The organism is Stenotrophomonas sp. YJH_SMC_27 (assembly GCF_059369815.1).
In genome coordinates this window covers 47,905-70,071 of sequence record NZ_JCAFTA010000012.1, presented here as the reverse complement: position 1 = coordinate 70,071, position 22,167 = coordinate 47,905, and the positions used below count along the sequence as shown (strand labels likewise).

Annotated in this window: 22 protein-coding genes and 1 pseudogene; 12 read left to right on the top strand and 11 right to left on the bottom strand. The window is 62.4% G+C overall.

The window, feature by feature from the left end; genetic code table 11:
- Positions 1 to 801 precede the first annotated feature (801 nt).
- Positions 802 to 1,704: an HNH endonuclease gene (locus tag AC5P7R_RS16920; protein WP_227853703.1), complete on the top strand. Its 903-nt coding sequence runs from the start codon at positions 802 to 804 to the stop codon at positions 1,702 to 1,704.
- Between the two features lie 245 nt (positions 1,705 to 1,949).
- On the opposite strand, the gene AC5P7R_RS16915 is transcribed toward AC5P7R_RS16920, so the two are convergent.
- From AC5P7R_RS16915 to AC5P7R_RS16905, 3 genes are all read right to left on the bottom strand, one after another.
- Positions 1,950 to 2,300, bottom strand: coding sequence for a hypothetical protein (locus tag AC5P7R_RS16915; protein WP_227853702.1), 351 nt, complete (start codon positions 2,298 to 2,300; stop codon positions 1,950 to 1,952).
- A gap of 100 nt (positions 2,301 to 2,400) precedes the next feature.
- A complete protein-coding gene (locus AC5P7R_RS16910) occupies positions 2,401 to 2,769 on the bottom strand; it encodes a hypothetical protein (RefSeq protein WP_227853701.1) in 369 nt (122 codons plus the stop codon).
- Between the two features lie 487 nt (positions 2,770 to 3,256).
- Complete coding sequence (locus tag AC5P7R_RS16905; RefSeq protein ID WP_227853700.1) at positions 3,257 to 3,472, bottom strand: hypothetical protein; 216 nt, start codon at positions 3,470 to 3,472, stop codon at positions 3,257 to 3,259.
- Positions 3,473 to 3,603: 131 nt separating this feature from the next.
- Between AC5P7R_RS16905 and AC5P7R_RS16900 the strand changes: the two genes are divergently transcribed.
- Positions 3,604 to 4,266: a DUF6988 family protein gene (locus AC5P7R_RS16900; RefSeq protein WP_495214083.1), complete on the top strand. Its 663-nt coding sequence runs from the start codon at positions 3,604 to 3,606 to the stop codon at positions 4,264 to 4,266.
- Positions 4,267 to 4,390: 124 nt separating this feature from the next.
- Here AC5P7R_RS16900 and AC5P7R_RS16895 read toward each other — a convergent pair whose 3' ends face one another.
- Positions 4,391 to 8,170, bottom strand: coding sequence for an XVIPCD domain-containing protein (locus AC5P7R_RS16895; RefSeq protein WP_227853698.1), 3,780 nt, complete (start codon positions 8,168 to 8,170; stop codon positions 4,391 to 4,393).
- Positions 8,171 to 8,180: 10 nt separating this feature from the next.
- Positions 8,181 to 8,681: a hypothetical protein gene (locus AC5P7R_RS16890; RefSeq protein ID WP_049412203.1), complete on the bottom strand. Its 501-nt coding sequence runs from the start codon at positions 8,679 to 8,681 to the stop codon at positions 8,181 to 8,183.
- 549 nt (positions 8,682 to 9,230) lie between these two features.
- Between AC5P7R_RS16890 and AC5P7R_RS16885 the strand changes: the two genes are divergently transcribed.
- The 6 genes from AC5P7R_RS16885 to AC5P7R_RS16860 all read left to right on the top strand — a co-directional run bounded on the left by AC5P7R_RS16885 (position 9,231) and on the right by AC5P7R_RS16860 (position 14,997).
- Positions 9,231 to 10,154 carry an XVIPCD domain-containing protein gene (locus AC5P7R_RS16885; RefSeq protein WP_227853697.1) on the top strand — a complete coding sequence of 308 codons (924 nt, stop codon included), beginning with the start codon at positions 9,231 to 9,233 and terminating at the stop codon, positions 10,152 to 10,154.
- A gap of 104 nt (positions 10,155 to 10,258) precedes the next feature.
- Positions 10,259 to 11,215 carry a hypothetical protein gene (locus AC5P7R_RS16880; protein WP_053442443.1) on the top strand — a complete coding sequence of 319 codons (957 nt, stop codon included), beginning with the start codon at positions 10,259 to 10,261 and terminating at the stop codon, positions 11,213 to 11,215.
- Positions 11,216 to 11,374: 159 nt separating this feature from the next.
- The gene (locus tag AC5P7R_RS16875) at positions 11,375 to 12,520 is read left to right on the top strand and encodes a YncE family protein (protein ID WP_171953340.1); all 1,146 of its coding nucleotides are present in this window, start codon (positions 11,375 to 11,377) and stop codon (positions 12,518 to 12,520) included.
- Between the two features lie 144 nt (positions 12,521 to 12,664).
- Positions 12,665 to 13,240 carry a hypothetical protein gene (locus tag AC5P7R_RS16870; protein ID WP_494533700.1) on the top strand — a complete coding sequence of 192 codons (576 nt, stop codon included), beginning with the start codon at positions 12,665 to 12,667 and terminating at the stop codon, positions 13,238 to 13,240.
- A 76-nt stretch (positions 13,241 to 13,316) separates the two neighbouring features.
- The gene (locus AC5P7R_RS16865; RefSeq protein WP_494533699.1) at positions 13,317 to 13,892 is read left to right on the top strand and encodes a hypothetical protein; all 576 of its coding nucleotides are present in this window, start codon (positions 13,317 to 13,319) and stop codon (positions 13,890 to 13,892) included.
- 40 nt (positions 13,893 to 13,932) lie between these two features.
- Positions 13,933 to 14,997 (top strand): XVIPCD domain-containing protein, encoded by a 1,065-nt coding sequence (locus AC5P7R_RS16860; protein ID WP_227852467.1) that lies wholly within the window; start codon positions 13,933 to 13,935, stop codon positions 14,995 to 14,997.
- 63 nt (positions 14,998 to 15,060) lie between these two features.
- Here the strand turns inward: AC5P7R_RS16860 and AC5P7R_RS16855 are convergent, their stop codons facing one another.
- Complete coding sequence (locus tag AC5P7R_RS16855; protein WP_021204453.1) at positions 15,061 to 15,477, bottom strand: XVIPCD domain-containing protein; 417 nt, start codon at positions 15,475 to 15,477, stop codon at positions 15,061 to 15,063.
- A gap of 75 nt (positions 15,478 to 15,552) precedes the next feature.
- Positions 15,553 to 16,032 carry a nuclear transport factor 2 family protein gene (locus AC5P7R_RS16850; protein ID WP_494533698.1) on the bottom strand — a complete coding sequence of 160 codons (480 nt, stop codon included), beginning with the start codon at positions 16,030 to 16,032 and terminating at the stop codon, positions 15,553 to 15,555.
- Positions 16,033 to 16,258: 226 nt separating this feature from the next.
- Between AC5P7R_RS16850 and AC5P7R_RS16845 the strand changes: the two genes are divergently transcribed.
- Positions 16,259 to 17,071: an alpha/beta fold hydrolase gene (locus tag AC5P7R_RS16845; protein WP_495214079.1), complete on the top strand. Its 813-nt coding sequence runs from the start codon at positions 16,259 to 16,261 to the stop codon at positions 17,069 to 17,071.
- A 9-nt stretch (positions 17,072 to 17,080) separates the two neighbouring features.
- The gene (locus AC5P7R_RS16840) at positions 17,081 to 17,254 is read left to right on the top strand and encodes a hypothetical protein (protein ID WP_021204450.1); all 174 of its coding nucleotides are present in this window, start codon (positions 17,081 to 17,083) and stop codon (positions 17,252 to 17,254) included.
- Positions 17,255 to 17,344: 90 nt separating this feature from the next.
- On the opposite strand, the gene AC5P7R_RS16835 is transcribed toward AC5P7R_RS16840, so the two are convergent.
- Positions 17,345 to 18,025 (bottom strand): hypothetical protein, encoded by a 681-nt coding sequence (locus AC5P7R_RS16835; RefSeq protein WP_494533697.1) that lies wholly within the window; start codon positions 18,023 to 18,025, stop codon positions 17,345 to 17,347.
- 133 nt (positions 18,026 to 18,158) lie between these two features.
- Between AC5P7R_RS16835 and AC5P7R_RS16830 the strand changes: the two genes are divergently transcribed.
- The gene (locus AC5P7R_RS16830) at positions 18,159 to 18,818 is read left to right on the top strand and encodes a hypothetical protein (protein ID WP_181451832.1); all 660 of its coding nucleotides are present in this window, start codon (positions 18,159 to 18,161) and stop codon (positions 18,816 to 18,818) included.
- Positions 18,819 to 18,888: 70 nt separating this feature from the next.
- Positions 18,889 to 19,857: pseudogene (locus tag AC5P7R_RS16825) on the top strand (polysaccharide deacetylase family protein).
- Between the two features lie 3 nt (positions 19,858 to 19,860).
- Here the strand turns inward: AC5P7R_RS16825 and AC5P7R_RS16820 are convergent.
- The 3 genes from AC5P7R_RS16820 to AC5P7R_RS16810 form a co-directional block, all read right to left on the bottom strand.
- Positions 19,861 to 20,703, bottom strand: a complete 843-nt coding sequence (locus AC5P7R_RS16820) for a class I SAM-dependent methyltransferase (protein ID WP_111098374.1) — start codon at positions 20,701 to 20,703, stop codon at positions 19,861 to 19,863.
- Between the two features lie 186 nt (positions 20,704 to 20,889).
- Positions 20,890 to 21,564 carry a hypothetical protein gene (locus AC5P7R_RS16815; protein ID WP_134731146.1) on the bottom strand — a complete coding sequence of 225 codons (675 nt, stop codon included), beginning with the start codon at positions 21,562 to 21,564 and terminating at the stop codon, positions 20,890 to 20,892.
- Positions 21,565 to 21,691: 127 nt separating this feature from the next.
- A complete protein-coding gene (locus tag AC5P7R_RS16810; protein WP_021204446.1) occupies positions 21,692 to 22,108 on the bottom strand; it encodes a hypothetical protein in 417 nt (138 codons plus the stop codon).
- Positions 22,109 to 22,167: the final 59 nt, after the last annotated feature.

The following is a 22,167-nucleotide window of genomic DNA, read 5'->3' as shown; positions in this document are numbered from 1 at the left end:
ACGATACTGGCTGAAGAGAAGTGAGTAGCATCCAGCGCGAAAAGCGTCCCCGATGGTACTTGATAGACCATAGAATTCATCAGCATGTTTGCTGTGCGTTGTACGTGATTGGTACTCGATCGAAGAAACTGCGTAGATCCTCGGTGGGTTCCGCAAAACCAAGGCGGAATACTTAGCGTTGGGTATGCCCAGTAGGCCGCGCAAACCCGTGCGTTGCAGGTCACTCGGGGTAGTGCTGGCTGCCTATTCAAAGAATGTCGTCGCGCAACGCTAAATCGCCGAAAAGTACGCTATCAACAACGCTGCGGATCTGGACGGCAATCAATCGTGTGTGCGCTTGGCTATTAGGCTAGGGCTGCCGCATCGACATTAAGTGCTATGACCATCAGGGCACTGGATTGCAGCGCCGGGAAGTGAATCGCCGGCGTTCGAATACTCGTCGGTCCACTAAGCTCGCCCTCCCGAGACGGCTTTTGTTACGGCACATACTGATGAGGGTTGCCAGAAGATCGTGGAACATATCATGCCGAGTTCGCTGAGCAGCTCGCTGCTGCGCAGTAAAGAGCAGCCTGTTTTCGGTGAATGTCAAAAATACAGAAAGGACATGAAGGCAGAGAATACGGCGGAGACTGTGGCGAAGAGTCAGAGATGATGGAATCTGCGCCGAATTGGTAAAGATGTAGGCGCCGCCCGCCTCCTTCTTTTTGCTTGCAAAAGTGTGTCGATTACGACATTGACGGGTACTATCTCCTCTCGGAGGCCAATAGGCCGCATCAATTTGATGGGACGGGGGAGGCAGGGATGGCGTACTGGTGGGTAAACCAGAAGCAGACGTTTGGTCGGGCTGTTAAGGCAGGCTACTTGTGGTCGCCGAAGACGAATGTAGAAGGGAAGACGAATCCCTTCTATGAGCACATGACTCAGGTGCGTCCGGGTGATGTGGTCTTTGCATTTGCCAACACTCGAATCAAGGCTGTCGCGATCGTCAATGGCGCGCACTATGCGAGAGATCGCCCCGATGACTTCAAGAAGACGGACAACGAATGGCGCAGGGACGGCTGGGCTGTTCCGGTTGACTATCACTTGGTGGAAGCACCGTTAAAGGTGAGCGAGCACATGGCGAAGATTCGGCCGCGTCTTCCGATGAAGTACTCGCCGCTGAAGCCGGATGGCAAGGCTAACCAGGCCTACCTGTTCCCGGTGCCCCCGGAAATGGCTACTGAGCTGCTGTCGCTGCTCAACATTGACATTGATGACCTGAGCGCTTGGCAAGAGGAGGTGCGAGTCAAGGAGATCAAGGAAGACAAGAATATTGGCGAGACAGTGAAGGCTCAGCTGATCAGCGCCAGAGTGGGACAGGGGATCTACCGTAAGAACGTGAGCGACATCGAAAAGATCTGCCGCGTTACCGGCACGAGTGAACGCAAGTTTCTTATCGCTAGCCACATTAAGCCCTGGGCGAAGAGCACGAACTCTGAGCGTCTTGATGGAAGCAATGGGCTGATGTTGGCGCCTCATATCGATAGGCTATTCGACCGTGGATACATCTCGTTTGAAGATGACGGCCGGCTAATTCTGAGCAAGCAGTTGCCCGAGGCAGTGCGCTTGAGGTGGGATGTGGTGCAGAAGGTTCCCAGCGTTCCGTTCTCGGCGACGCAGGTCTCTTACCTGAATTACCATCGGGCCGTACTGCTGCGTAAGTAGGAAATAATTGCCGGGAGCAGGCATCTCCGAATCGGGGGTGCCTTGCGAAGCTCGTAAAGTTGGCTTTTTACCGATGGCCATTTCCATTCCAAAGCTCGAATAGTCGGTGGAACGGGAGGGAAAGCTAGCTTTAGTAGCTCTCAACAGACGAAGTGGTGACATGCTGCGACACAAGAATGCCGCATGCCCTCGATGGGGCTAGTGAGGATCCGATCTGATTCGTAAGAATTAGCTGTACTGAACAACTACTTTGGCACAATCCGGCTATTCCAATGCAACAGCAGCGGCATAACGCACGGAACATCAATCTCCTTATTCGCATACAGCACAATCACGAGCTGTTCCAAAGAGTTGTCCACCAGCATCACGGGTGCACCGTGACAGCTGACCTCGAAGTACCTCTCTCCCGCGTACCGCGCGTCATGCACCACGCCCTCGCGCACAAGTCGAACGGCGTCCTCGCGCATGACAGCAAATTCAGCGTCGGACACCTTCCGAAACGTCCGCAGTTCCAAGTCGGCCTTGGGTACATGCCGGCTGGCGATCGCCGCAGACAGCGCCGCCAGCAGCGCCGCGCCATAGATCAGAAGCTTCATTCGACGCTCTGCTAACAGGGGATGGACTAGAAGGCGAACGGTCAGCAGATAGCGTGCGGGTGGCCAGCAGCCATGCGGCAGACGGCCAGGTCCAACTGGGCTACTCCCGCACGTGCAACCGCTCAGTCACCTGCGCAGTCAACGCCACGCACGCCATCTTCAATCCTTCCATCACCCGATCCCCCAGGTACTCCTCGGGCGCACCGTTCTGCCGAGTCCGCTCCGCAGCCAGCATTAGCTCCGCCACCACGCGCAGCCCCGCCAGCGCGCAATCCGCATCCGCCAGCTGTAGACACCGTCCAGGCAATTGATGCCGCTCCGGCCAAGGCTGGCCGTCCGCAGCCGCACCGGTTCCGATGCGGTGCAGCGTGGCGACGAAGGAGTTTGGATCGGGGGAGGATTCGCGCTCGGTCTCGGCGTTGTCCGGATCGTACTGCGCGTGCAGGGAACGGAAGTCCGATGTGTTCATGGCAATGCTCCGTACAGGACAGATAGCAGCGCCACTGATAAAAGTGGCGGACGGTGCGTGGCTCGAAAACCGGTCAATAGCCAATCCGGCGGGTCCGAAGACCCCCACGCACCGCCCGCCATGGACCGCGAACGGATTGCCAGCCGGCGCCACGCAGAGGTGGCGCCGGCTGACAAGCGCAAACACATTGGCTAATGACCGGGTTTTCGACGCCCGCGCCACCCTGTGTGAGGTGGCATGCCAAGGTGTACTCGCATGACTGCGAGATGCCAAGAATTCGTAGGCCGCAAAGGCCGCAAATGCTGACGCTTACGGCATTGTTGCATGGCGCGCGCGTGGCAGAACCCTTGCGGTGCAGTGGTTTCGGATGGTGTTAAGTTACCTGCCGAATGCGCATCAAAAAGCACGGTTTTCAGCCGTTCGGGACCCCAAAAGCGACACATGGCCCATCGGGCTGATACGCGCAGTGTGCCGATTGCGACACAGCTTAACTTTGCAGCGCCACGACCGGCCGTGGCCACAGTGCATCGTCGCGCTCCAGGTCGTAGTCGCTGCCGAACGCCAGCGCCGCCTCGCCTGGTGGAAGGTCTGCGTAGCAGCCCAGCAGGTACTCATCCATGCCGGCATCGCTATGGTCGATGGCGAACAGCTGGAGGAGCTCCTTGTCGAATGCTTCCAGCCATGTGGGGTCGATCTTGGTCATGGGTATCCTCCAGTGGTGAGGGCAGGATGGTCCGGCTCTGTCTCAAAGCATGGGACCAGTCCCGCATGCGCTCTGGCGGACAGCTCCCTCCGCTGGATATGCTCCACCCGCCGATACCAGGAGTCATCGTCATGGAAGACCTGCTCAACCGATCCGCGCTGCTTCGCCAGGCGATCCTCTCCACGGTGGATTATCCGCTGGCGGATGACTCGCCCAGATTGTTGGCGTCACTGGACGCAGCATTGCTGAGCCTTGAACATGCAGACGCCCTTCGCACGCTGCTGCAAGCTGGCATGGCGTCCTCTGCGATGGCATTGATGCGCTGCCAGTACGAGGCCTTCACGCGGTCCGTCTGGATCCTGCACTGCGCAGCCGACGAGCAGGTTGAACTGCTGTCCCTGCCACCGGAAGCTGGAATGAGCGAAAAGGCGCTGCCGATGCTGTCGAAGATGCTGGAGGCATTTGCGGAAGTATCGGAGCTTGGCAATCTGCTCCGGCACCTTATCGAGCTGAAGCTACACGCCTGGACTCCGCTGAACTCATTCGTACACGCAGGGGTACACGCAATGAACCGGGGTCGCGATGGCTTCCCCATGCCTTTGGCGATCAACGTCATCCGGATGAGCAACAACCTTTCGATGATGGCGGGGCAGCACCTCGCCATCCTTACCGGCGTCCCGGATCTGCAGAAGAAGGTGCTACGGCTCAACGAGACATATGCGGAGTGTCTGCTCTTCGACGAAGACAGACGCCGCGCCGTCCGGGCGGATGCATCGTCTGAGAAATCCAGCTAGCCGATGGCCTGCATCGACGGTGCGGAGACCGCTCCTGGGCAGCCTCCCTCCCTTGTTGCCATCTTGGGGGCGAGATCACAGGCACGGGCCAACTCGTGGCCCCGCCGGCACCCGAACCTGACCTTCATCCCATGCTTGCCGCGCGCACCTGGATGTCCTGCTGCGCTCGCTCATCCTGCAACAGCTGTTCCTGCTGATTGGCCAGTGCGCGCTGCTGCGCTTCCCTGCTGACCGAATCGAACTGCAGCAGTGATTCCTCCACAGGCGTCTGCGCCGCTTCTGCCGTTGGCATGGAGGCGCGCAGATGGGCAGGATCGTTCGCCTCGCCCTGCACCACGAAGAGGGTATGGCCGGCAGGATGCGTTGCTGTGGCGTTGCTTACGAGTACGTGATCAACGTGGGACAGATCATTGTCCTTGGCCAGAACCAGCAGGCTTGCCGTCATCCTCTCGCTCGTGGCATCGAAGCTTCGGCCGTGCTGGGCATCCAGCTCCGCTACGCCCTCGCGGATCTGCTGATAGAGCGGGTGATCGGGATGACCGGGTTGCATTGGATTGCTTTCCGTCAGAGCGGCCGACGGCGGCGCTACATGCTCAGGGAGGTCGCGCTCCTCATCTGAAGGGGAAGAGGGGGGCGCTGCCTGACGGGTAGCGTCTCCGCCAACGTCAGCCGTTCTGGGGCCTGCAGGTTCCGGCTCCGGATCGTCCTGGGCCGGTAGCGGCGGAACTGGGAGATCCAACGGGACTTCCTGGGCGGTCCTTGGGGCCTGCTCGCTCTCAGAAGGTTGCGGCAGCGGCTGCTCTGCTTTGTCTTGAGCTGTAGCGACGGCAGGCTGCACCGGCAGTGCATCCGCAAGCTTCTGCGGCTCAGCACCGCCCTGAAGCGTGAGATCCTCAGCCTTGTGCTCCTGCATGTGAACTGGCTGGGTTGAGTCTGCACCGGCCGCAGTACCTACGACCGAGGCATTCCGCGCTTCACGGGCCTCCTCCACAGTCGGTTCATGCTGCGAGGCACTTTGAGGGCCCACTCCTGGTGCAGTCGGTGCCGGCTCCTCCTTCCGAGCGTTCTGCCTGGCGGCATCCTCCGCCTGCTCACCATCACGCGAGGGACGCGCACGCTCTGGCTCAACAATCGACGCCGAGGGCGCCGCGATGACAGGAGCGGGCGCCGGAGTGGGCTCGCGAGCGGGTTCAACGGCAGCACTAGTTGCCACACCTCGTTGCAGGTCACGGTCGACCTTCAGTGCCTCAACCGGGTCGATCTGCACCCCCCGTGCCTCCAGCACGGCCGCAGATGCTGCCTGCTGCGCATCTACCGCTGCGCCGCCTTGGCGATTGGCCTCCTGCAGGGCTTGCCGGTGTGCGTCCTGCTCCTTTGCAGTCAACGCAGCAATGCGTAGCTCGGGCACGTCGGGTGTCGTCGCCTGATCTGCAGGCGCAGCGCCTTGGGCAGCCAGTGAAGCCTCAGGCCGAAGCTGCGACTGAGCCCGCGTAATGTCCTCAATGGTGGTGGTGCCGGTGAGCACCATCCGGTTTCCGCCGGAGTCACCGAACGTGGCGATGGCACTTTCTGCGCTGGGCGCGTGGGTGCGGGGATCTGGCATCAGTTCCAGAACCACGTCGCCTGTTCTGCCCTGCAGATTCAGCGTCTGCTCCACCGCGACGGCTGTAGCTGCAAGCTGCTGCTCGGTGCGCTCGATGCCATGGCGCGCGTAGAGCGCATCCACCTGGCCGCGAATACCTTCGTGTGCAACCTGTGCGGTGTCCTTGAGCTGCTTGGCGATGTCGTGCAGCCCGGCGATACCGTCATTCTGGCTTTGCCAGGTGATCTCCAGCTCGTCGCTCAGGTTCCGGTTGGCGGCGCTGTCAAAGATCACACCCTTGCTGACCCATTGGCCGTCCGCCTGCCGTGTATAGGCATTGCCATCACTCGCCTTCAACGTGTCGGCGCTGGCTTGCGCGTCCTGAACGGCACGGGGAATGGATGGACTGTTCGCGTCGCCGAAGTCGCTCCAACGTCCTTGCTCGTGAGCAACCATGTAGCGCGCAGCCATCGCGGCTTTGGTGTTTGACGCGTTCTGGGCGATGACTGCGCGCGACTGTTCATCCAGCGCCTGCGCCTGCTCCGCCGAGACTGGCAGGTGGCGGCTGTTGGGCACTCGGCCATCCACCATTTCCTTGATTTCAAGTTCCCATTGTCCCGAGCTGGCATCGCGTACAAAGGCGCGATCGGTCTCGAAGGCGCCTCGTGCCGGCTCGGCCAAGCCATTGGCGTTCAGCCGGTAGGGGTTCTGTGGGGGGGGCGGATTCGACAAGCCCAACTCATACGAGGCCCGAGCCGCCTGCCAGTTCAACTGGCGCTCCAATGTGCCGGTGGCAACATAGCTGGTGCGGAAGGTGACGTCGTCACCCTGTGCCGTCTGCACCGGGCGGACTTCGACGCCGGTGCCCAGGTCGGTGCTCTGGACCTGCTGCTGTTCGCCGGCTCGCAGCCAGCGCCCATTGGGATCAGCGGGGTCGCGCATCCAGGTGCGCCCCATCGGGTCAACCTGCGAGTAGATGCGTTCGATGTCCTTCTGCTCGGCCCAGCGTTCGCCAAGGTATGCACCGAGGACGCCGCCACCGATACCGGTTGCAATGGCGCCAGGGCCCGTCCACGAGCCCGAAGCGAGGCCGACACCGGCGCCGCCAAGAAAGCCACCCACTGCGCCGCCGACGTTGCGGCCCACGAAGTGTGCCGCGGTGGAATCTGCGCCTGCGGCATTGCCCTGCGAGTTGAGTTCGATCCACTTGTGCCCAGAAGTGGCGAAGTCGTGCGCAAGCAGGGCGACGCCTGCAACGCCGGCAACCTTGATAGCGGGGTTGATTCCGGCGTGCATGCCATGCGGTGCAACGTCGGCCACTGCTTCGGCAACCGTCGCCGCATGGGGAGGGCCGCGTGGAGCTCCTGGCTGCAGGGGCGCGTGCGATGGTGGTTCGGGAAGATCAGCGAACAGACGTGGCCCTGTGCCCAGGTTGGCATGCGCGGCGACCCAGTTCGCACGCGTGGTCGACATCTCGCTCAGGTTCAACGCGCTGTAATCGTGCAGCGGTCGTTCGAAGAGCGTCTTGCTGACAGCGTCATAGCCATCGATGGGTTTGAGATGCAGGCGCACCTGCGCAACATCGACGGGTTGCGCGCTGTTGGTGGTGGCATGCTGCGCGAGGCTGCGCTCAAGCGCCTGGTACTCGGCGGCGGACTGGCTTGCGAAGGCCAGCGGCTCAGGCCCGAAGGCACTTATGGGATAGCCGTTGATGCGGACGTTGGGGTGGTCGAGGGCGGTGGCTAGTTCGAACCTACTGAAACCGCGATCGGGAGGCGCCCCATCCACGAAAGCGATCAGCGGCTTGCCCGTAGCAATGGCGTTCTCGAAGAACTTTGGGCTGCCGGCGTTCCACATTATGTCTTGGAGCGCACCCACATAGTTCTTGTCGAAGGGAACGATCCCCTTTGACTCCATCACGCTTCTGAGGCCAGCTTCCATCGACTGGAGATCGGGGATGTGAGCTGGATTCTTGGCTAGCTGATCGACGAACTTTCCCCATGGGGTATCGCCAATTATTCCCGACTTTCCGTTGATATCCTTTGAGTACACCTCTGCATTGGTGTAGTTGGAGATTCTTGTGGTGTCCTTGCCCGAGAACGCGAGGTAATCCATCCCATCCGGAAGTCGCGGAGGGTGGGCCTGCATATTGCCGGTTACATACTGTTCGAAGCTGACGCTGGTGGTTGGACCCGATCCCGGTGATTTCAGATAGGTGATGACATCGGAAATCTGCTGCGCAGTCAGGGCTTCTCCACTCCCGGCCTGGGTTGCGCCGCCGAGTGTGGTCTTCACAAAATCATCGAAGATGAATTTGCTCATGGCTTAGACCTCAGGCGCCGAATGCGGGGACTTCAACGCTGGCCAGCACGATGGAGCCGTCGGTCAACGTGACGACGTCTGCGGGTGCCGGAATCTGCGATTCCATCAGTGCCTGCGGACTGGTCACCGCGAGATAGCGTAGGGATTCATCGTTGTCAGTTCGGCCTGCGAATGAAAGTACGAACCCTTGTGCGAGCCCTTTGAGATAGGTGAAGTCGTCATCGGCGTTACCTAACGTCTGCTTGTATGCCAGCATGGCGTGGATGACCTGAGCATGCTTGAGGTCAAAGACGAAGCAGTGGACGGAGCGTCCTTCGTCCTGCGTAGTTTCATCCCACCCATCGAATCCAACTCCACCTACACGCGACTCTCCGCGATAGATGGCGAACTGATACTCGGTCCCGTGCCGACCGTCTGCCAGAACAGTCGGTCCAATTCTTGGGCGAGGGATCTCCGTTTCACTGATCGGATCGAGCGAGGAGTAAGGCTTGGCCTGGAATTGGAAGGGCATCTTAGTTCCTGCGTTTAGTGGGGCGGCGGCTGCTAGTGACCGATTGAGTGGATCGGTCGGCGTCCGCAAGAATAGGGAGGGCATCCGTAGCCAGAACAGCCCGGTCGCCTTTGATGCCGCGCGACGTCGGGCCGATGACCTTGCCAGCGATAGATCCATCACGGGATTCAAAAGCCCGCAGCATGTCGGATCGCTGCTTGAGGCGAGGGCGTGGGCCTTGCGCGTCTGCTTGGCTGATGGTTGGTTTCGAGCCAATCGCGACAGCGGGCCGAGCCTGAAAGCACGGCCCGCGTAATCGTTCATACAAGGGCAACAGTGTCGGCAGCCTCACGATGAGGTCCATGAGCAAATCCATTGCTTCACATGCGCCAACTATACGGCCCACTCCCGCCTTACTCCATACAACGATACATGGGCACCGCCGGAATGCACGCTGGTTCACACATTCAGCATGCCAGTCGTGGCCCCAACTTTGTCCTCCACCTGCCCCCCATCCCACCTATGCCATCATCCGGCCAGGACCGCAGCACCCATCAAGGCTGAACAGGCATGGAGCAGGCAACACGCTACACGGTAACCCTTTATCTGGCCGCCCCCGGCACCCCGCTGAAGAGTGGGGGCATCTCGCCGCGCGGCCACATGTACCTGCAGGTCGCTGCGGGCGACGAGGCCCACAGCTATGGCTTCGCACCACCGCGCCACGCGCCGGGCGAAGCCCGCTCCGGCGTGCAGTACGCGCAGGTGCGCCACGATGATGCCGACGAGCATCTGGACCCGTACTACAGCCGCACCCTGGAAATCACCGAGGAGCATTACGGCTGCCTGCGCGACTTCGCAGAGGAACCGGCCGAGTTCGAATTCGATGTCGATCGCCCGGCCACCATCAACCGCTGCAGCGATTTTGTCTGGGCTGCGCTGCACTATGCGGGCCTGCATCCGCTGCCGGCGCCGCTGGATGGCGGCAGCAACCTCGGCGAGTTCGCGGTGCTGTTCAACCTGCCGGAAATCCAGTGCATTGCTGCGCCGTTCCCGGGCAGCGATCTGAATGCCGAAACCCACCACGCGATGCCCGAGCGCGAGGCCGAACATCATCGCCAGGGCGACCGCGCGATCGATGAACCGCCACCGACGCCGATCGAAGTGGCCGGCACGCTGCTGGACCCTTCGCATCCGGACCATCGCCTGTTCTCGCAGCTGATCCAGAAAGTGGCCGAGCTGGACGCCGCGCATGGCCGCCCGTTCGATGCGGCCAGCCAGCGCATCAGCGCCAGCCTGCTGGTGCTGGCCAAGCAGAACAATCTCTCGCGCGTGGACCACGTGCTGCTCAGCAGGCCGACCCAAAGCAGCCATGCGGCGGAGAGCATCTTCATCGTGCAGGGGGACCGCAACGACCCGGGGCACCGCCGCGCCAGCATTGCCACTGAAGTGGCGGCCAAGACGGATGTGGCCGATTCGCTGCGGTTGAAGAAGTAATAGGGGCGAAAGACAATTCCCGCGACTGTTTTGTGCAGGGCCTCTCCGGCCTCGCTATGGTGGGGCTGGGCGGTCATAATTGTCAGAGTTGAATAGGGGGTCTCATGGACAGTAGAGAAAGCGGGACGCCGTGGATCTTGCTTATTGCGGATCGGCAGACCCTTGAAAAGAAAATGCTGAAGGCCGAGATGCATCCATTCTGGGCAGGCTTGACCGGGAACAGCGAGAGAGAGGGCTGGATGGCCGCAGCCGGAAACGCGACCCGATCCGGACTTGGTTTGAACGCGACTGGATGGATGAGCTACTTGGGAAATCCCCTGGCCAGTTATTTGGCTGGCCCTGCGATTGAGGCTGGTGAGAATTCCTACATCGAGCGTTGCTCGAAGGAGCTGGCAAGTGTTTCTGACGTCGTACTGCTTGAGCGCATGAATTCGGCGCTCGGTATGTCAGTGCCAGCGGTGCGCGTTGAAGCAGCAGACGCGTTAAGGCTATTCAAGTTCGAGAAATCGCATATCCCTACGAATGGCGAGTTCTACATTCAGCACCCTGTTCGAAAAGACCAGTACATTCTTGCCGTCGAGTTCTCCACAAAGTTCATAGCAGAGAAGCACGCTGCCTTCCAGAAGCTGGCGGCCGCGCTTGGGGCAAAGAGCGTCACCTTGAGGCATGTCAGGACCAAACAAGCGAAGTCGATCTTCGCTGGGAGAGTCCCGATTGAGGAGATCGGTGCTACTGTGGGTATTAACTTTAAGGTTGATAAGAGCGGGAACGTTTCAGAATCTCGCAGCACCACCTACGGACGGCCTTCCAAGTCCCCATTTGTCCCAGAGGAGCTGAGAGATTGGGTTCAATCTGATACTGAGTTGGAAAATATGGCATTCAGTCGGTTGGAGGCGAATGCACTCTCATCTAGAATTAATATTTCGACCTCGAGCAAACAAGGTCTCGTCGCAGACCTTGTCGCGAAAATGAGCGAAAGGGAGGTGTCGGCCTCTTACAGAAACTCGGATTTGTCGACGACAGTATGGGAATTTGAAGTCGAGTACCATGATCTGAGTTGATCTCAAGGAACGCAGGCCTGTCACCGGTAGTGCCCCCCACCTGCTACCATTCCCCCGCAACCCCAGCCAGCCCACCCGCGCAGACAGATGCAGGTCGGGCCGTCGCAGTACGGCCCAGCGAGCCAGGACACCCTCCCGTGCCCATTCAAGGACGCTCGCATGTTCCGTAATCCTCTCTTCCGCTCGGCCGCCCTGGCCGTTGCCGTTTCGCTCAGCCTCGGCGCGCCCTCGGCCTTCGCCGACAACGCTCCCGCCGCCAGTGCCACCGCCGCTGTGCAGCGCCAGGCCGTGGCCAAGGGCCTGTACGAGCTGGCCTACAGCCCGAAGCAGAACGCCGTGTTCGTGGCCTCCTCCGGCGGCTTCGGCGATGACGCCGGCCCGGCCCAGGTGCTGCGCCTGAACCCGGCCACGCTGGCCGTGGAAACCCGCATCCCGCTGGAGCGCAAGGCGTTCGGCGTGGTGCTGGACGACGCCCACGACCGCCTGTACGTGGGCAACACCGTGGACCTGTCGGTGACCGTGGTCGACACCGCGCAGAACAAGGCCGTGGGCACCATCCAGTTGATGGAGAAGAAGACCGGCAAGGACGGCAAGGCCGCCTACACCCACGACCTGCGCGAGCTGGTGGTCGACAGCGCGACCAACCGCCTGTACGTGACCGGCCACAGCAGCCAGCCGGACGTGAGCAGCGTGCTGTTCGTGATCGATACCACCACGCTGAAGGTGATCAACACCATCGACGGCCTGGGCAATGCCAAGGCGCCGGGCCTGGCGCTGGATGCGGCCAACAAGCGCGTCTACACCAGCAACCTGCTGGCCGACCTGGTGGTGGTGGGCACCGATTCGAACAAGGTAGTGGCGCAGCACAGGATCGCCGCCGAGCAGCCGATGAACATCGCGCTGGATCCGGCCGGCAAGCGCCTGTTCGTGACCGACCAGGGCTCGGAATTCCTGCGTGGTTACCAGGCCAAGAGCAGCGGCCTGGTCAGCAAGCACCCGGGCCAGCGCGTGCTGGTGCTGGACCGCAGCACCGGCAAGGAACTGGCCAGCATTCCGACCGACGCCGGCCCGCTGGGCATCCTGCTGGATGCACCGCGCAAGCGCCTGTACGTGACCAACCGCGAAGCCGGTACGGTGACCGCCTACAACAGTGACAGCTACCAGAAGGTGGCCACCTACACCGTGCCGACCCACCCGAACAGCCTGGCGCTGGATGCGAAGAACAACGTGCTGTTCGTCAGCATCAAGAACGGCGAGAAGGATGACAAGGGCGCTGACGAGAGCGTGGCGCGCATCCAGCTGTGATGCGCTGACGCCGGGTCCCGCCCGGCGACGCGCCGCGTGAAGAAGGCAGGGTGCAGGCCCTGCCTTTTTCTTTGCCTGGTTGCAGTGCCCAGCGCCAACCCGCTAGGGTTGAAGCCCATGGCAGGGAGCCAAAGGATCTGAATCGTGCTGGATATCCACCGCTGGCTGCGCGTCGGCCTGATCTTCACGCTGGCGGGCGTACTTGGCGCCTGCAACAGCCGCGTACCGGATGCGCTGGAGCTGCTGGATCTGGTCAAGCCGATCAACGTGGCCGAGTCCGGCCAGGCGGTGCGGTTCGAGTTCGAGACGAATGCCCGCAACTTCCACCCGGGTCGCACCTATGCGCTGGAGCTTGAGTTGCAGCACCAGGGGACGCGAAAGCCCGACGAGCCTGACGTGGGCACAATGAGGATCCCGTTCGAGGTGACCCTGCAGCAATGGCGTGCTGATGCCTGGAAGGATGTTCCCACCTACGACAGCTTTCAAGCCGGGGTGCTCAATGCCGGTGAGCAGCTTCCGGAATGGCATGCATCCAGCGAATGGCGGTATACGTCGCCGCACATGGGCAGTGATGGCCAGTACACGATGAGCCTGGTTGCTCTGCCAGTGGAAATTGACTCCCGCTACCGCGTGGACGTGCGCACGGTGCAGAGGACAGAGGCACTGCAGGGCTACTCGGCCCGTTTTCGGATCCATGCCGCCCGAACCGCTGGAAAGTAATCAATCGCCTGGTTGCGACGCCGTTGGTCACCCGCTAGGGTTGAGGCCTATGGCAGGGAGCCAAAGGATCTGAATCATGCTGGGTATCCACCGCTGGCTGCGCGCCGGCCTGATCTTCACGCTGGCGGGCGCACTCGGCGCCTGTAGCAGCCGCGTACCGGATGCGCCGGAGCCGCTGGATCTGGTCAAGCCGATCGACGTGGCCGGGTCCGGCCATGCGGTGCGGTTCGAGTTCGAGACGAATGCACGCAACTTCTATCCGGGTCGTCCCTATGTTCTGGATCTTGAATTGCAGCGACATGGACCCGGGCCTGACAGTGAGCCTGACATGGACAATGTTCATGTTCCCTTTCAGCTGTCCCTGCAGCGCTGGGTCGCAGGTGCCTGGCAGGACGTTGCAACGTCTGATGTCTATCAGGCACGGGCGCGCAATCTGGGTGAGCCGCTCCCCGAATGGCATGAGTCGGCAGACTGGCGTTACGCGCAGCAGGTATCGATGGACGCCAGCCGATACAGGTTGAGCATCGTCACGCTGCCGATAGAAATGGGTGCCCGCTACCGCCTGGATGTGCGCACGGTGCAGCCCACCGCTGCGCTCCAGCATTACCCGGCGCAGCTGCGGGTTCATGCCGACCCACTCTCTGGGAAATAGACGTCATCCCACTGCTGGAAGGAACTGAAGGATTTTTCTTATGGATAAGCCGCGCTACACCGTAGAAATCGTCATTGCCGCACCTGGTACGCCGTTGGTGGACGAGAGAGGTGTACAGAAAGTTGTGGACGGGGTTCCGCAGACATCCGGGCCCGGACACATGTTCTACGTGCTCCATGGGCCGGACAAGACCACGCGGAGTTTCGGCTTCGCGCCGACGGAGCATGGAAGCATGAACGGGCCGGGCGAGGTCATGAAGACCGATGCGGTCGAGTACAGGAACCCGCATTACAGCCGCACGCTCGAGATCAGCGAGCAACAGTACAGAAAGCTTGAGGCCTTCGGTGCGCACCCGGATAAGTACGGCTTCGATCTTCAATACAAGGACGTGCGCAACAACTGCGTGGACTTCACCTGGGAAGCCTTGAACCACGCAGGCATCCAGCGGAAAAGCAGCATCGACGTGAACGCGTTGGGAGGTCCCGCTGGCCAGCTTCTTCCGGATGTTCGCATTCCTCTTGACATCAAGGGGGCGGGCAAGGACGCATTCCGACCGCTGCGCAACATCCACGGTGTGGATAGCATTGATCCGCCGTTTCCGGACAGCGAGCTCAACCAGAGGAAAACCAATCCCCTGCCGGAGCGCAGTCTCAAGCAACACATGCTGAGTGATGCCGAGGGCATGGGCGAACGAAGCGGTGATCTTCTGGCCCGGCACAGCAACGACCCGCTTCTCTCGCAGATCCACCAGGGCGTGGCCCGGCTTGATGCAGAGCGGGGCCGCAGTTTCGATGCCACCAGCGAGAACATCAGCGCCAGCCTGTACGCCCTGGCCAAGGCAAACGGACTGACCCGGGTCGACCACGTGCTGTTGAGCGATCGTACTGCGCAGGCGGATGTGGCGCAGAACATCTTCATCGTGCAGGGCGAGCGCAACGACCCGGCACAGCTGCGTGCCAGCATGCCTACGGCGGTGGCCGCGCAGACACCGGCGGAAACATCGTTCGAGCGTGCCGAGCAGCTGTCGCAGTCTGCACAGGTGCGCACGCAGGATGAGCTGCAGCAGCGCCAGGTGCAGGAGCAGTCCGGTCCGCGCATGGGCTAGCGCAGCAAGCGCCACGGCGAGCCGCCGTACTCGCGCTGGGCCGCCAGTAACGCTGGAGGCGGCTCAGCCCAGACGGTGTGCCGGGTTCTGCTGCTGCTCCTGCTCACGGGCCTGCTGTTCGGGCACTAACCCCACGGCCGGCTGCTGCGGCGCCAACCCCAGCTTCTGCATCGACTGCTCCACCGGCGTCTGCGCCGCCACCGCGGTCGGCATCATCGCGCGCAGGTGCGCCGGATTGGCCGGGTCGCCCTGCACCACGAAGACGTTGTGCCCGGCCGGGTGCTGGGCCGTGGCGTTGCTGACCAGCACATGGTCGACCTGCTGCAGGCCCTGCTCGCGGGCCAGCACGGTCAGGCTGGCGGCCAGGCGCTCGCTGGTCTGGTCGAACGCACGGCCATGCTGGGCATCCAGAGCGGCCACGCCTTGGCGGACCTGCTGGTTGAGGCCGTAGTCGGGGTGGTTGGGGGTGAGTTCTGCCATGGCGATCGAACGGTAGCGGTGGGTCGGGGTGAACCCCGCCAGTATAGATCCGGCCGGTGAAGGGCGCCGGAAAGGTCAGTCCGCCGGCCGATGGTCGTAGCTGATCACCCGTTCGGCCAACCAGCGCCCGTCCACGCGGCGCCAGACCTGGATGAAGCGGGCCTGGCCGGTCCAGCGTTCCACGCCATCCTGGCCGCGTTCATGGAAGCGGTGGTTGCCGATTTCGAGCGCCCGCTCATCGTGCAGCGGGAAGACCTGCAGCGAAGATTCCACCAGCTCGCGGCGCAGCTGCCAGCCACCCTTGCGCGCGCTGCTGCACAGGGTGGCCACGCTGCGACGGAAGTCCTCGCGGCTGCTGGCCGACTTGCCATCCTTGTCATGGAAGAACTCCATGTCGTCGGTCGTCATCGCGGCGGCCCTGTCGGCATTGCAGGCCTCGAAGGCGGCGGCGAACAGCTGGGTGTCGGCCTGGTGGATCTGCTCGCGCAGGGAGTCGGCGGGCGCTGGCGCGGCAACGAGGCCGGCGGCCAGCAAGGGCAGGGTGGGCAGCAGCATGGTGAGGCTCCAGGGAGGGTTCTCGCAGGCTCGCATGGCGTTTGGGCCACTGCAGCCGGCGTCCGACGAAACGGCCCTTCCACGGAGTGAACGCCCGCATTGGCGGCCCGGCGCCAGCGTCGGGGCTCTGGCTGTGCAGGCGATGTCATGAGCGGCCGGGATTCCCTCACGGCCGCCACAGGGCACGGCCACTAGCCTGAACGCCTCCCTTTCCACAGGAGCGCCCATGCCTGCTTCCCGCATTCGCCTGCACGTTGAAGACACCGGGGGCGACGGCCGCCCGGTCATCCTGATCCACGGCTGGCCGCTTTCCGCCGATGCCTGGAAGACGCAGGTGGCGATCCTGCGCGACGCCCAACACCGGGTGATCAGCTACGACCGGCGCGGCTTCGGCCGCTCCGACAAGCCGGCCGAAGGTTATGACTACGACACGCTGGCGGCGGACCTGGCGGGGTTGATCGAGGAACGTGACCTGTGCGACGTCACCCTGGTCGGCTTCTCGATGGGCGGCGGTGAGGTGGCGCGCTATGTGGCCAACCACGGGCAGGAGCGCCTGCACAGCGTGGTGTTTGCTGCCGCCGTGCCGCCGTACCTGCTGCGCAGTAATGACAATCCGGAAGGCCCGCTGGCCCAGGACAAGGCTGACGAAATGCGCAGTGGTCTGGAGAAGGATCGCGAAGCGTTCTTCGACGGCTTCACCCGCGATTTCTTCAGCGCCAACGGCAAGCTGGTGGTCACCGAGGAAGCGCGCCAGGCGGCGATTGCGCTGTGTCATCAGTCCGACCAGACGGCAGCGCTGGGCTGCATGAAAGCGTTTGCCACCACGGACTTCCGCGATGATCTGAAGAAGATCACAGTGCCCACCCTGATCCTGCACGGTGACAGCGATGCCATCGTTCCGTTTGAAGGCTCTGGCCAGCGCACGCACCGGGCCATTGCGGGCAGCGAAGTGGTGATCCTTGAAGGCGCGCCGCACGGCTGCAATACCAGCCATGCCGACCACTTCAATCTTGCCCTGCTGAACTTCCTGAAGCGGTAAGCTGCGGCCATGCGCGAACCGAAGATGCCACCGTGGAAGAAGCCCAACCCCAAGGGCCAGACCTCGCAGCCGCTGTCGCCTGCACAGAAGGAGGCGGCGCGGCAGCGGGCGGAAGAGAACGGCCGGCGTTACCCGAATCTGGTGGACAACATGTGGGCCGCCAAGCTGCCGCGCGGATCGTGATCTGTAGAGTTGAGTAATGCTCGACTCCGCTCTGAATCCATTCACGCATGCGTGGAGCTACGGCAAAAGCAGCCGAGCGTGGGCTCGGCTCTACAGCTTGGCCAGCGGCTTCCAGCCGGGTTCCAGCCAGGGCGCGATCTTGTTCTGGCGGACGGTGACGGCCTCAACTGGTACCCCAGCCAGGCGTGCAAGCTCCGCACGCAGCAGCTCGGCATCCACCGACATGGCCGTAGCTACCTGCAGCCGATCTCCCTGATGCCTCACTTGTACCGGAAGCGTGGCGTGCGCGTCCTGCTGGCCGCCGGTGCGCCCGATCGGGTAGCGCATTGTTACCGGCCGTGACAGCTGCGCCAGTGCGGGCTGCCACGCCTGCAGCACGAGGGGCTGACCGGCAGCGGGAACATGTACTTCAGCAATCGTGGCTGGGTAGCCGGTGAGGCTCTCGACCATGACCTGGAAGCGCGCGCCATCTGGTACGGCCAGCACGGCGGCGATCAATACGCACAGCGAAACGAATACCGCCGCCAGGATCCAGCTGCGCGGCGCGGTGGCCGGTCGAGTCGCGTTGCGCAGCCCCGGTTTGCGCCGCAGCTTGCGCGCGTAAATGCGCCGGTCCTTCCTGCGCGGGCTGCTGCTGTGCTCAGGCAGGTTCAAGGGAACGCGCGGAAGGCGCGCCACGCGGGCCTGGATCAGGCGCGAGAGCAGCATCCACGCGATCACGAACGCCAGCAGCGGGAGCAGGGTTCGCACCCACAGATACAGCGTGACCATCCACAACACCTCTACAGACGACCATCCATGCTCGTCTACATCCTACCGGGACCACGCGGTGGTTGTCGTATACGCCAGCCGACAGGCACAGGATGCTTGGTTAGGATGGTCCTTTGTTGTCATGGATGAACCGATGGTCTCTGCCGCTGCCCGCTTCTGTCGCATCTGTGGTCCCGGCCCGATCCTGCTGGCGCTGCAGGTGGTGGCGTTGCTGGCGGTAGGCCTTGCAGCCGGCTTCTTCCACTACCGTGTGGGACTGCTGCTGGAGCCGGTGGACGACGCATGCGGTGGGCCCGACGCGGCCGCACGCATACAGGTGGCCGAACAGCTGCTGGCGCGATCCACTGCGCTTGCACCGTGGCAACCGTTGCAGTGGATTCCGATGGCGGGCGTGGTGCTGGCGCTGCTGGGCGCGATGTCGATCAGCGTCTATCGGCTGGGGCGGTTGTCCGGACGGCTGCGGCGGGCCAACCGGGTCTTGATGATGCTGCATGGCGCGTTGCTGGTGCTGGCGGTGCGGGCATTGCATCTGTACGACATGGCATGGACCAGTGTGGCCAAGCTGGCGCCGACAACCTGCCTGATGGAACTGGGGGAACAGGGCAGTTTGCCGCTGGCACAGGCGCAGGAGGTGGTGTTCGAGATCCTCACCCACGAGCATGCCCCGCTGCTGCGGAATCCCGATGATCTGGCCCTGGTGCTGGTCGCAGTGATGCTGATGGCGATGGCTGCAGGATTCATGTTGTGGCGGGCGATCGTGCGCGAGCGGGAGGTGCAGTCGCCCAGCCCATAGCAGCTGCATGCCCGACCAGGCGTTCTCAATCACGCTAAAGTCCCTACTTCGCCCCTGCAAGGAAGTGCTGATGCGTTGGTTGCTTCGCGCTGTACCGCTACTGCTCTGTTCGTTGGCGGTACACGCCGCTGAAGTAGATCGCCGGATTGCGGTGACCATCGACGACCTGCCCTGGGCGCGGGTGGATGAGATCGTTCCGCCGGACCTGCAGGCGCGGCATGAAGCGCTGATGGACCAGCTGCGCGAGGCAGACGTGCCAGTGGTCGGCTTCGTCAACGAGAACAAGCTTGAGATCGACGGGCAGATGCAGCCGGCGCGGGTGCAGATGCTGCGCGACTGGCTGGACGCCGGCTACATGCTGGGCAACCACACCTACTCGCACATGGACCTGAACGCCAAGGGCGTGCCTGCGTTCCAGCGGGATTTCCTGCGTGGCGAGACGGTGCTGCGGCCGTTGCTGGCCGAGCGCGGGCTGAAGCCGCAGTGGATGCGTCACCCCTATCTGCGTGCGGGGCGCACGCCGGAAGACCGCGCGGAAATGGACGTGTTCTTCAAGCAGCTTGGCTACCGCGTGGCGCCGGTGACGGTGGACAACGGCGAGTGGGTGTGGGCGTTCGCCTATGCCAACGTGATGAACGAGCAGGCGGATTCGCCCGCGCGCGCGGCGACGCTGGCGCAGCTGCGCAAGGGCTACGTGCCGTACATGCTGAACAAGCTGGACTATTACGAGAAGCAGTCGCAGGCGCTACTGGGGTACGCGCTGCCGCAGGTGTGGCTGATGCACGCCAATGAGCTCAACGCGGCGACCTTTGCCGAACTGGTCGCGGCCACGAAGCGTCGCGGCTATCGCTTCATTTCATTGGACGAGGCGATGCGTGACCCGGCCTACGCGCGGGGTGCCGAGGGCTACAACGGCCGCTATGGCCCGAGCTGGCTGCACCGCTGGGCGATGGCGTAGAACAAGCCGAAGGACTTCTACGCCGGCGAACCCGAGGTGCCGGCGTGGGTGATGAAGCTGGCCAAGGTCGACTCGGAGTGACGCTCAGCGCTTGACGGCCAGCACGCCGTCCAGCGCCAGTTCGGCCTTGAAACCCGCCTTTTCCAGGCGCTTGGCCACTTCACGCGGCACGTCGCGGCCGCTGGTCAGCTTGTTCGGCGCGCCGGTGTAATGGAACAGGCGGCCGCCCTTGCGGATGACGCGGGCGAGGTGGTCATAGAACACCTGGGAGTACAGCTCGCCGGCGATGCCGAAGCGCGGTGGGTCGTGCAGGATTGCGTCGACACTGTTGCTGGCCACCAGTTCGATCTGCTGCGAGACGTCACCGTGGCTGAACTGCAGGCGACCACCGGCGGCAGCCGAGTCTGGATCCGGCGACCACGGGTTGAGCGTGCGCAGCCACATCACATCGGCGTTCTTCTCGAATGAACGGATCTGGCCGACACCGGCCTCCAGCGCGCAGGCGGCGAAGTAGCCCAGGCCACCGCAGGTATCGAGGATGACCTTGCCGGCCGGGGCGACCAGCTCCACCTTGCGGCGTGCATCCTCGAACGGCGACAGCTTCGAGGTCGGCAGCATCTTGATGCCGTCGATCTCGAAGGTCGGTGCGCCCCATTCGGTCGGCACCAGCTTGATCAGCGAGCCGCTGTAGCGCGAGATCGGCGCGAAGTCCTCGCCATCCCAGTAGTACAGCGTGCGGTCCTTCAGCTTGCCCGGCCACGGGTAGGGCTGGCCCCGGAAGTGGAAGCCGTCGGCATCCAGCACCACGCTGTCCTGGCTGCGGCCGAGGTCGAGCGAGCCCTGCCATTCGGCAGCGCCCTTGTCATGGGCACGGCGCAGGGTGTCAGCGCTGTCGCGGGTCAGCAGGGGGCCGAAGTAATGGGGCACGGCGGGTACCGGGGCGTTTCGGGGGAGGGCATGGTACCGCAGGGCGCATGATGGGTTGAAAGAGTGATTTATGACCATGGTCGTTGAAAACAACGGTCTATGGGGCATGTGCAACTAATCTCAGTATGACGGGATGCCGCGACGCGGCCTTCAGTGAAAGGCTGAAGGCCGCCTAAGATCAGTTGCCTACTGAGCGAACTGAGTTCCGCGATTGGATGCGCATTGCCTTGGTATGCACACGTCCAGCGAGGTGCTCACGAATCGTGACTCCATTATGGTGCAGACGACGCCAATTCCCTCGCTGAGATAGAAGGGGGATGAATAATGACGTGTATCGCTAAAATAGCATCTGCCGTTGTCAATACCAATCTTAGCTGTTCGGGCTCCGGCAACGGAGCTCTCTGCATTCATCTGGCCTGTTGAATAATAGGACACGCCCACAGGAACACGTCCATTCGGCGCAGTTGCCGTAACCCAGTCAATACTCTTCGAACTCCATTTTGAGGTTGGATTCCCTGGGGTGTTTTCACGAGTGCATGCCCAGCCTGCTGCCGGCCCTTCAATCGTCCCCTCCCCTTGAGATGGTTCCATATCCATGGAAGCGCAGAAAGCTTGGTGGTAGAGCTTAGTCGCCTCCGACTGGTCGCTGTATCGATAGATCAGTCGTCCAAATCCATCAGGCTTCAGATGCTGATCAACTTGAATCTGCCCTCCATCGAAGTCTGGCCAAGTTGTACGGCGAACAATGATGATCTCTCCTTTGGCGCTGAGCTCCGTTCTGTCGACACTCAATGGTGTTTCTGCGAATGCAGGCGAGGCCGTGGCGATTGCCAGACACAGGATCAGTGTGCGATTACTCATCTGCGAGTCTCCGTTCTTCGGTTGCGGAGACACTAGGCTCAACAATGTTCAGTTTTCAGATTGTGACCCGCACCGTACTTGACCAGATTTCAAACTTTTCTTACTAGTTTGAATGTTGATCCATCGCTCAATCGCACTTCACCGCATACACCGGCCCAGCACCGATCAGCATCAACGCCATGTAGTCACTATCGCTGGCCTTGCCGTTCAACGTCGCGTCCTTGTTGAAGTGGAAGATGCCGAAGCCGCCCGCCATGCGGATCAACGCGCTGTCGATCTGCTCGGCGTCATCGCGGAAGTAGCGGCTGATCTCGCTGCGGGTGGCCTTGTGCAGGGCATTCGGCTCGCGTTGCCACTGGTCGCCGCGGCTGAAGGAGACGAAGTACTGGCCGCCTTCCCTGTCGATGCGGAAGTCGGCCGGTTTGCGCGCGCCGGTGGCGAAGCAGCCCTGCAACGGATCGGCGCTGAAAGGAAGCCCGGCATCGCCACTGCAGGCGGTGAGCAGCAGGACGGCACCGGGCAGCAGCAGGCGGAGCATGCGCATGGGATGTCCCTACAGGGCAGGTGCGGCTAGTGTAGGCGGCACTCGGGCGTCGCCCGTAC

What these genes read in the sequence shown, in the direction of transcription:
- AC5P7R_RS16920 (WP_227853703.1), top strand. Translation starts at nt 802, where the DNA reads ATGGCGTACTGGTGGGTAAACCAGAAGCAGACGTTTGGTCGGGCTGTT.
- AC5P7R_RS16915 (WP_227853702.1), bottom strand. Translation starts at nt 2,300, where the DNA reads ATGAAGCTTCTGATCTATGGCGCGGCGCTGCTGGCGGCGCTGTCTGCG.
- AC5P7R_RS16910 (WP_227853701.1), bottom strand. Translation starts at nt 2,769, where the DNA reads ATGAACACATCGGACTTCCGTTCCCTGCACGCGCAGTACGATCCGGAC.
- AC5P7R_RS16905 (WP_227853700.1), bottom strand. Translation starts at nt 3,472, where the DNA reads ATGACCAAGATCGACCCCACATGGCTGGAAGCATTCGACAAGGAGCTC.
- AC5P7R_RS16900 (WP_495214083.1), top strand. Translation starts at nt 3,604, where the DNA reads ATGGAAGACCTGCTCAACCGATCCGCGCTGCTTCGCCAGGCGATCCTC.
- AC5P7R_RS16895 (WP_227853698.1), bottom strand. Translation starts at nt 8,170, where the DNA reads ATGAGCAAATTCATCTTCGATGATTTTGTGAAGACCACACTCGGCGGC.
- AC5P7R_RS16890 (WP_049412203.1), bottom strand. Translation starts at nt 8,681, where the DNA reads ATGCCCTTCCAATTCCAGGCCAAGCCTTACTCCTCGCTCGATCCGATC.
- AC5P7R_RS16885 (WP_227853697.1), top strand. Translation starts at nt 9,231, where the DNA reads ATGGAGCAGGCAACACGCTACACGGTAACCCTTTATCTGGCCGCCCCC.
- AC5P7R_RS16880 (WP_053442443.1), top strand. Translation starts at nt 10,259, where the DNA reads ATGGACAGTAGAGAAAGCGGGACGCCGTGGATCTTGCTTATTGCGGAT.
- AC5P7R_RS16875 (WP_171953340.1), top strand. Translation starts at nt 11,375, where the DNA reads ATGTTCCGTAATCCTCTCTTCCGCTCGGCCGCCCTGGCCGTTGCCGTT.
- AC5P7R_RS16865 (WP_494533699.1), top strand. Translation starts at nt 13,317, where the DNA reads ATGCTGGGTATCCACCGCTGGCTGCGCGCCGGCCTGATCTTCACGCTG.
- AC5P7R_RS16860 (WP_227852467.1), top strand. Translation starts at nt 13,933, where the DNA reads ATGGATAAGCCGCGCTACACCGTAGAAATCGTCATTGCCGCACCTGGT.
- AC5P7R_RS16855 (WP_021204453.1), bottom strand. Translation starts at nt 15,477, where the DNA reads ATGGCAGAACTCACCCCCAACCACCCCGACTACGGCCTCAACCAGCAG.
- AC5P7R_RS16850 (WP_494533698.1), bottom strand. Translation starts at nt 16,032, where the DNA reads ATGCTGCTGCCCACCCTGCCCTTGCTGGCCGCCGGCCTCGTTGCCGCG.
- AC5P7R_RS16845 (WP_495214079.1), top strand. Translation starts at nt 16,259, where the DNA reads ATGCCTGCTTCCCGCATTCGCCTGCACGTTGAAGACACCGGGGGCGAC.
- AC5P7R_RS16840 (WP_021204450.1), top strand. Translation starts at nt 17,081, where the DNA reads ATGCGCGAACCGAAGATGCCACCGTGGAAGAAGCCCAACCCCAAGGGC.
- AC5P7R_RS16835 (WP_494533697.1), bottom strand. Translation starts at nt 18,025, where the DNA reads ATGGTCACGCTGTATCTGTGGGTGCGAACCCTGCTCCCGCTGCTGGCG.
- AC5P7R_RS16830 (WP_181451832.1), top strand. Translation starts at nt 18,159, where the DNA reads ATGGTCTCTGCCGCTGCCCGCTTCTGTCGCATCTGTGGTCCCGGCCCG.
- AC5P7R_RS16815 (WP_134731146.1), bottom strand. Translation starts at nt 21,564, where the DNA reads ATGAGTAATCGCACACTGATCCTGTGTCTGGCAATCGCCACGGCCTCG.
- AC5P7R_RS16810 (WP_021204446.1), bottom strand. Translation starts at nt 22,108, where the DNA reads ATGCGCATGCTCCGCCTGCTGCTGCCCGGTGCCGTCCTGCTGCTCACC.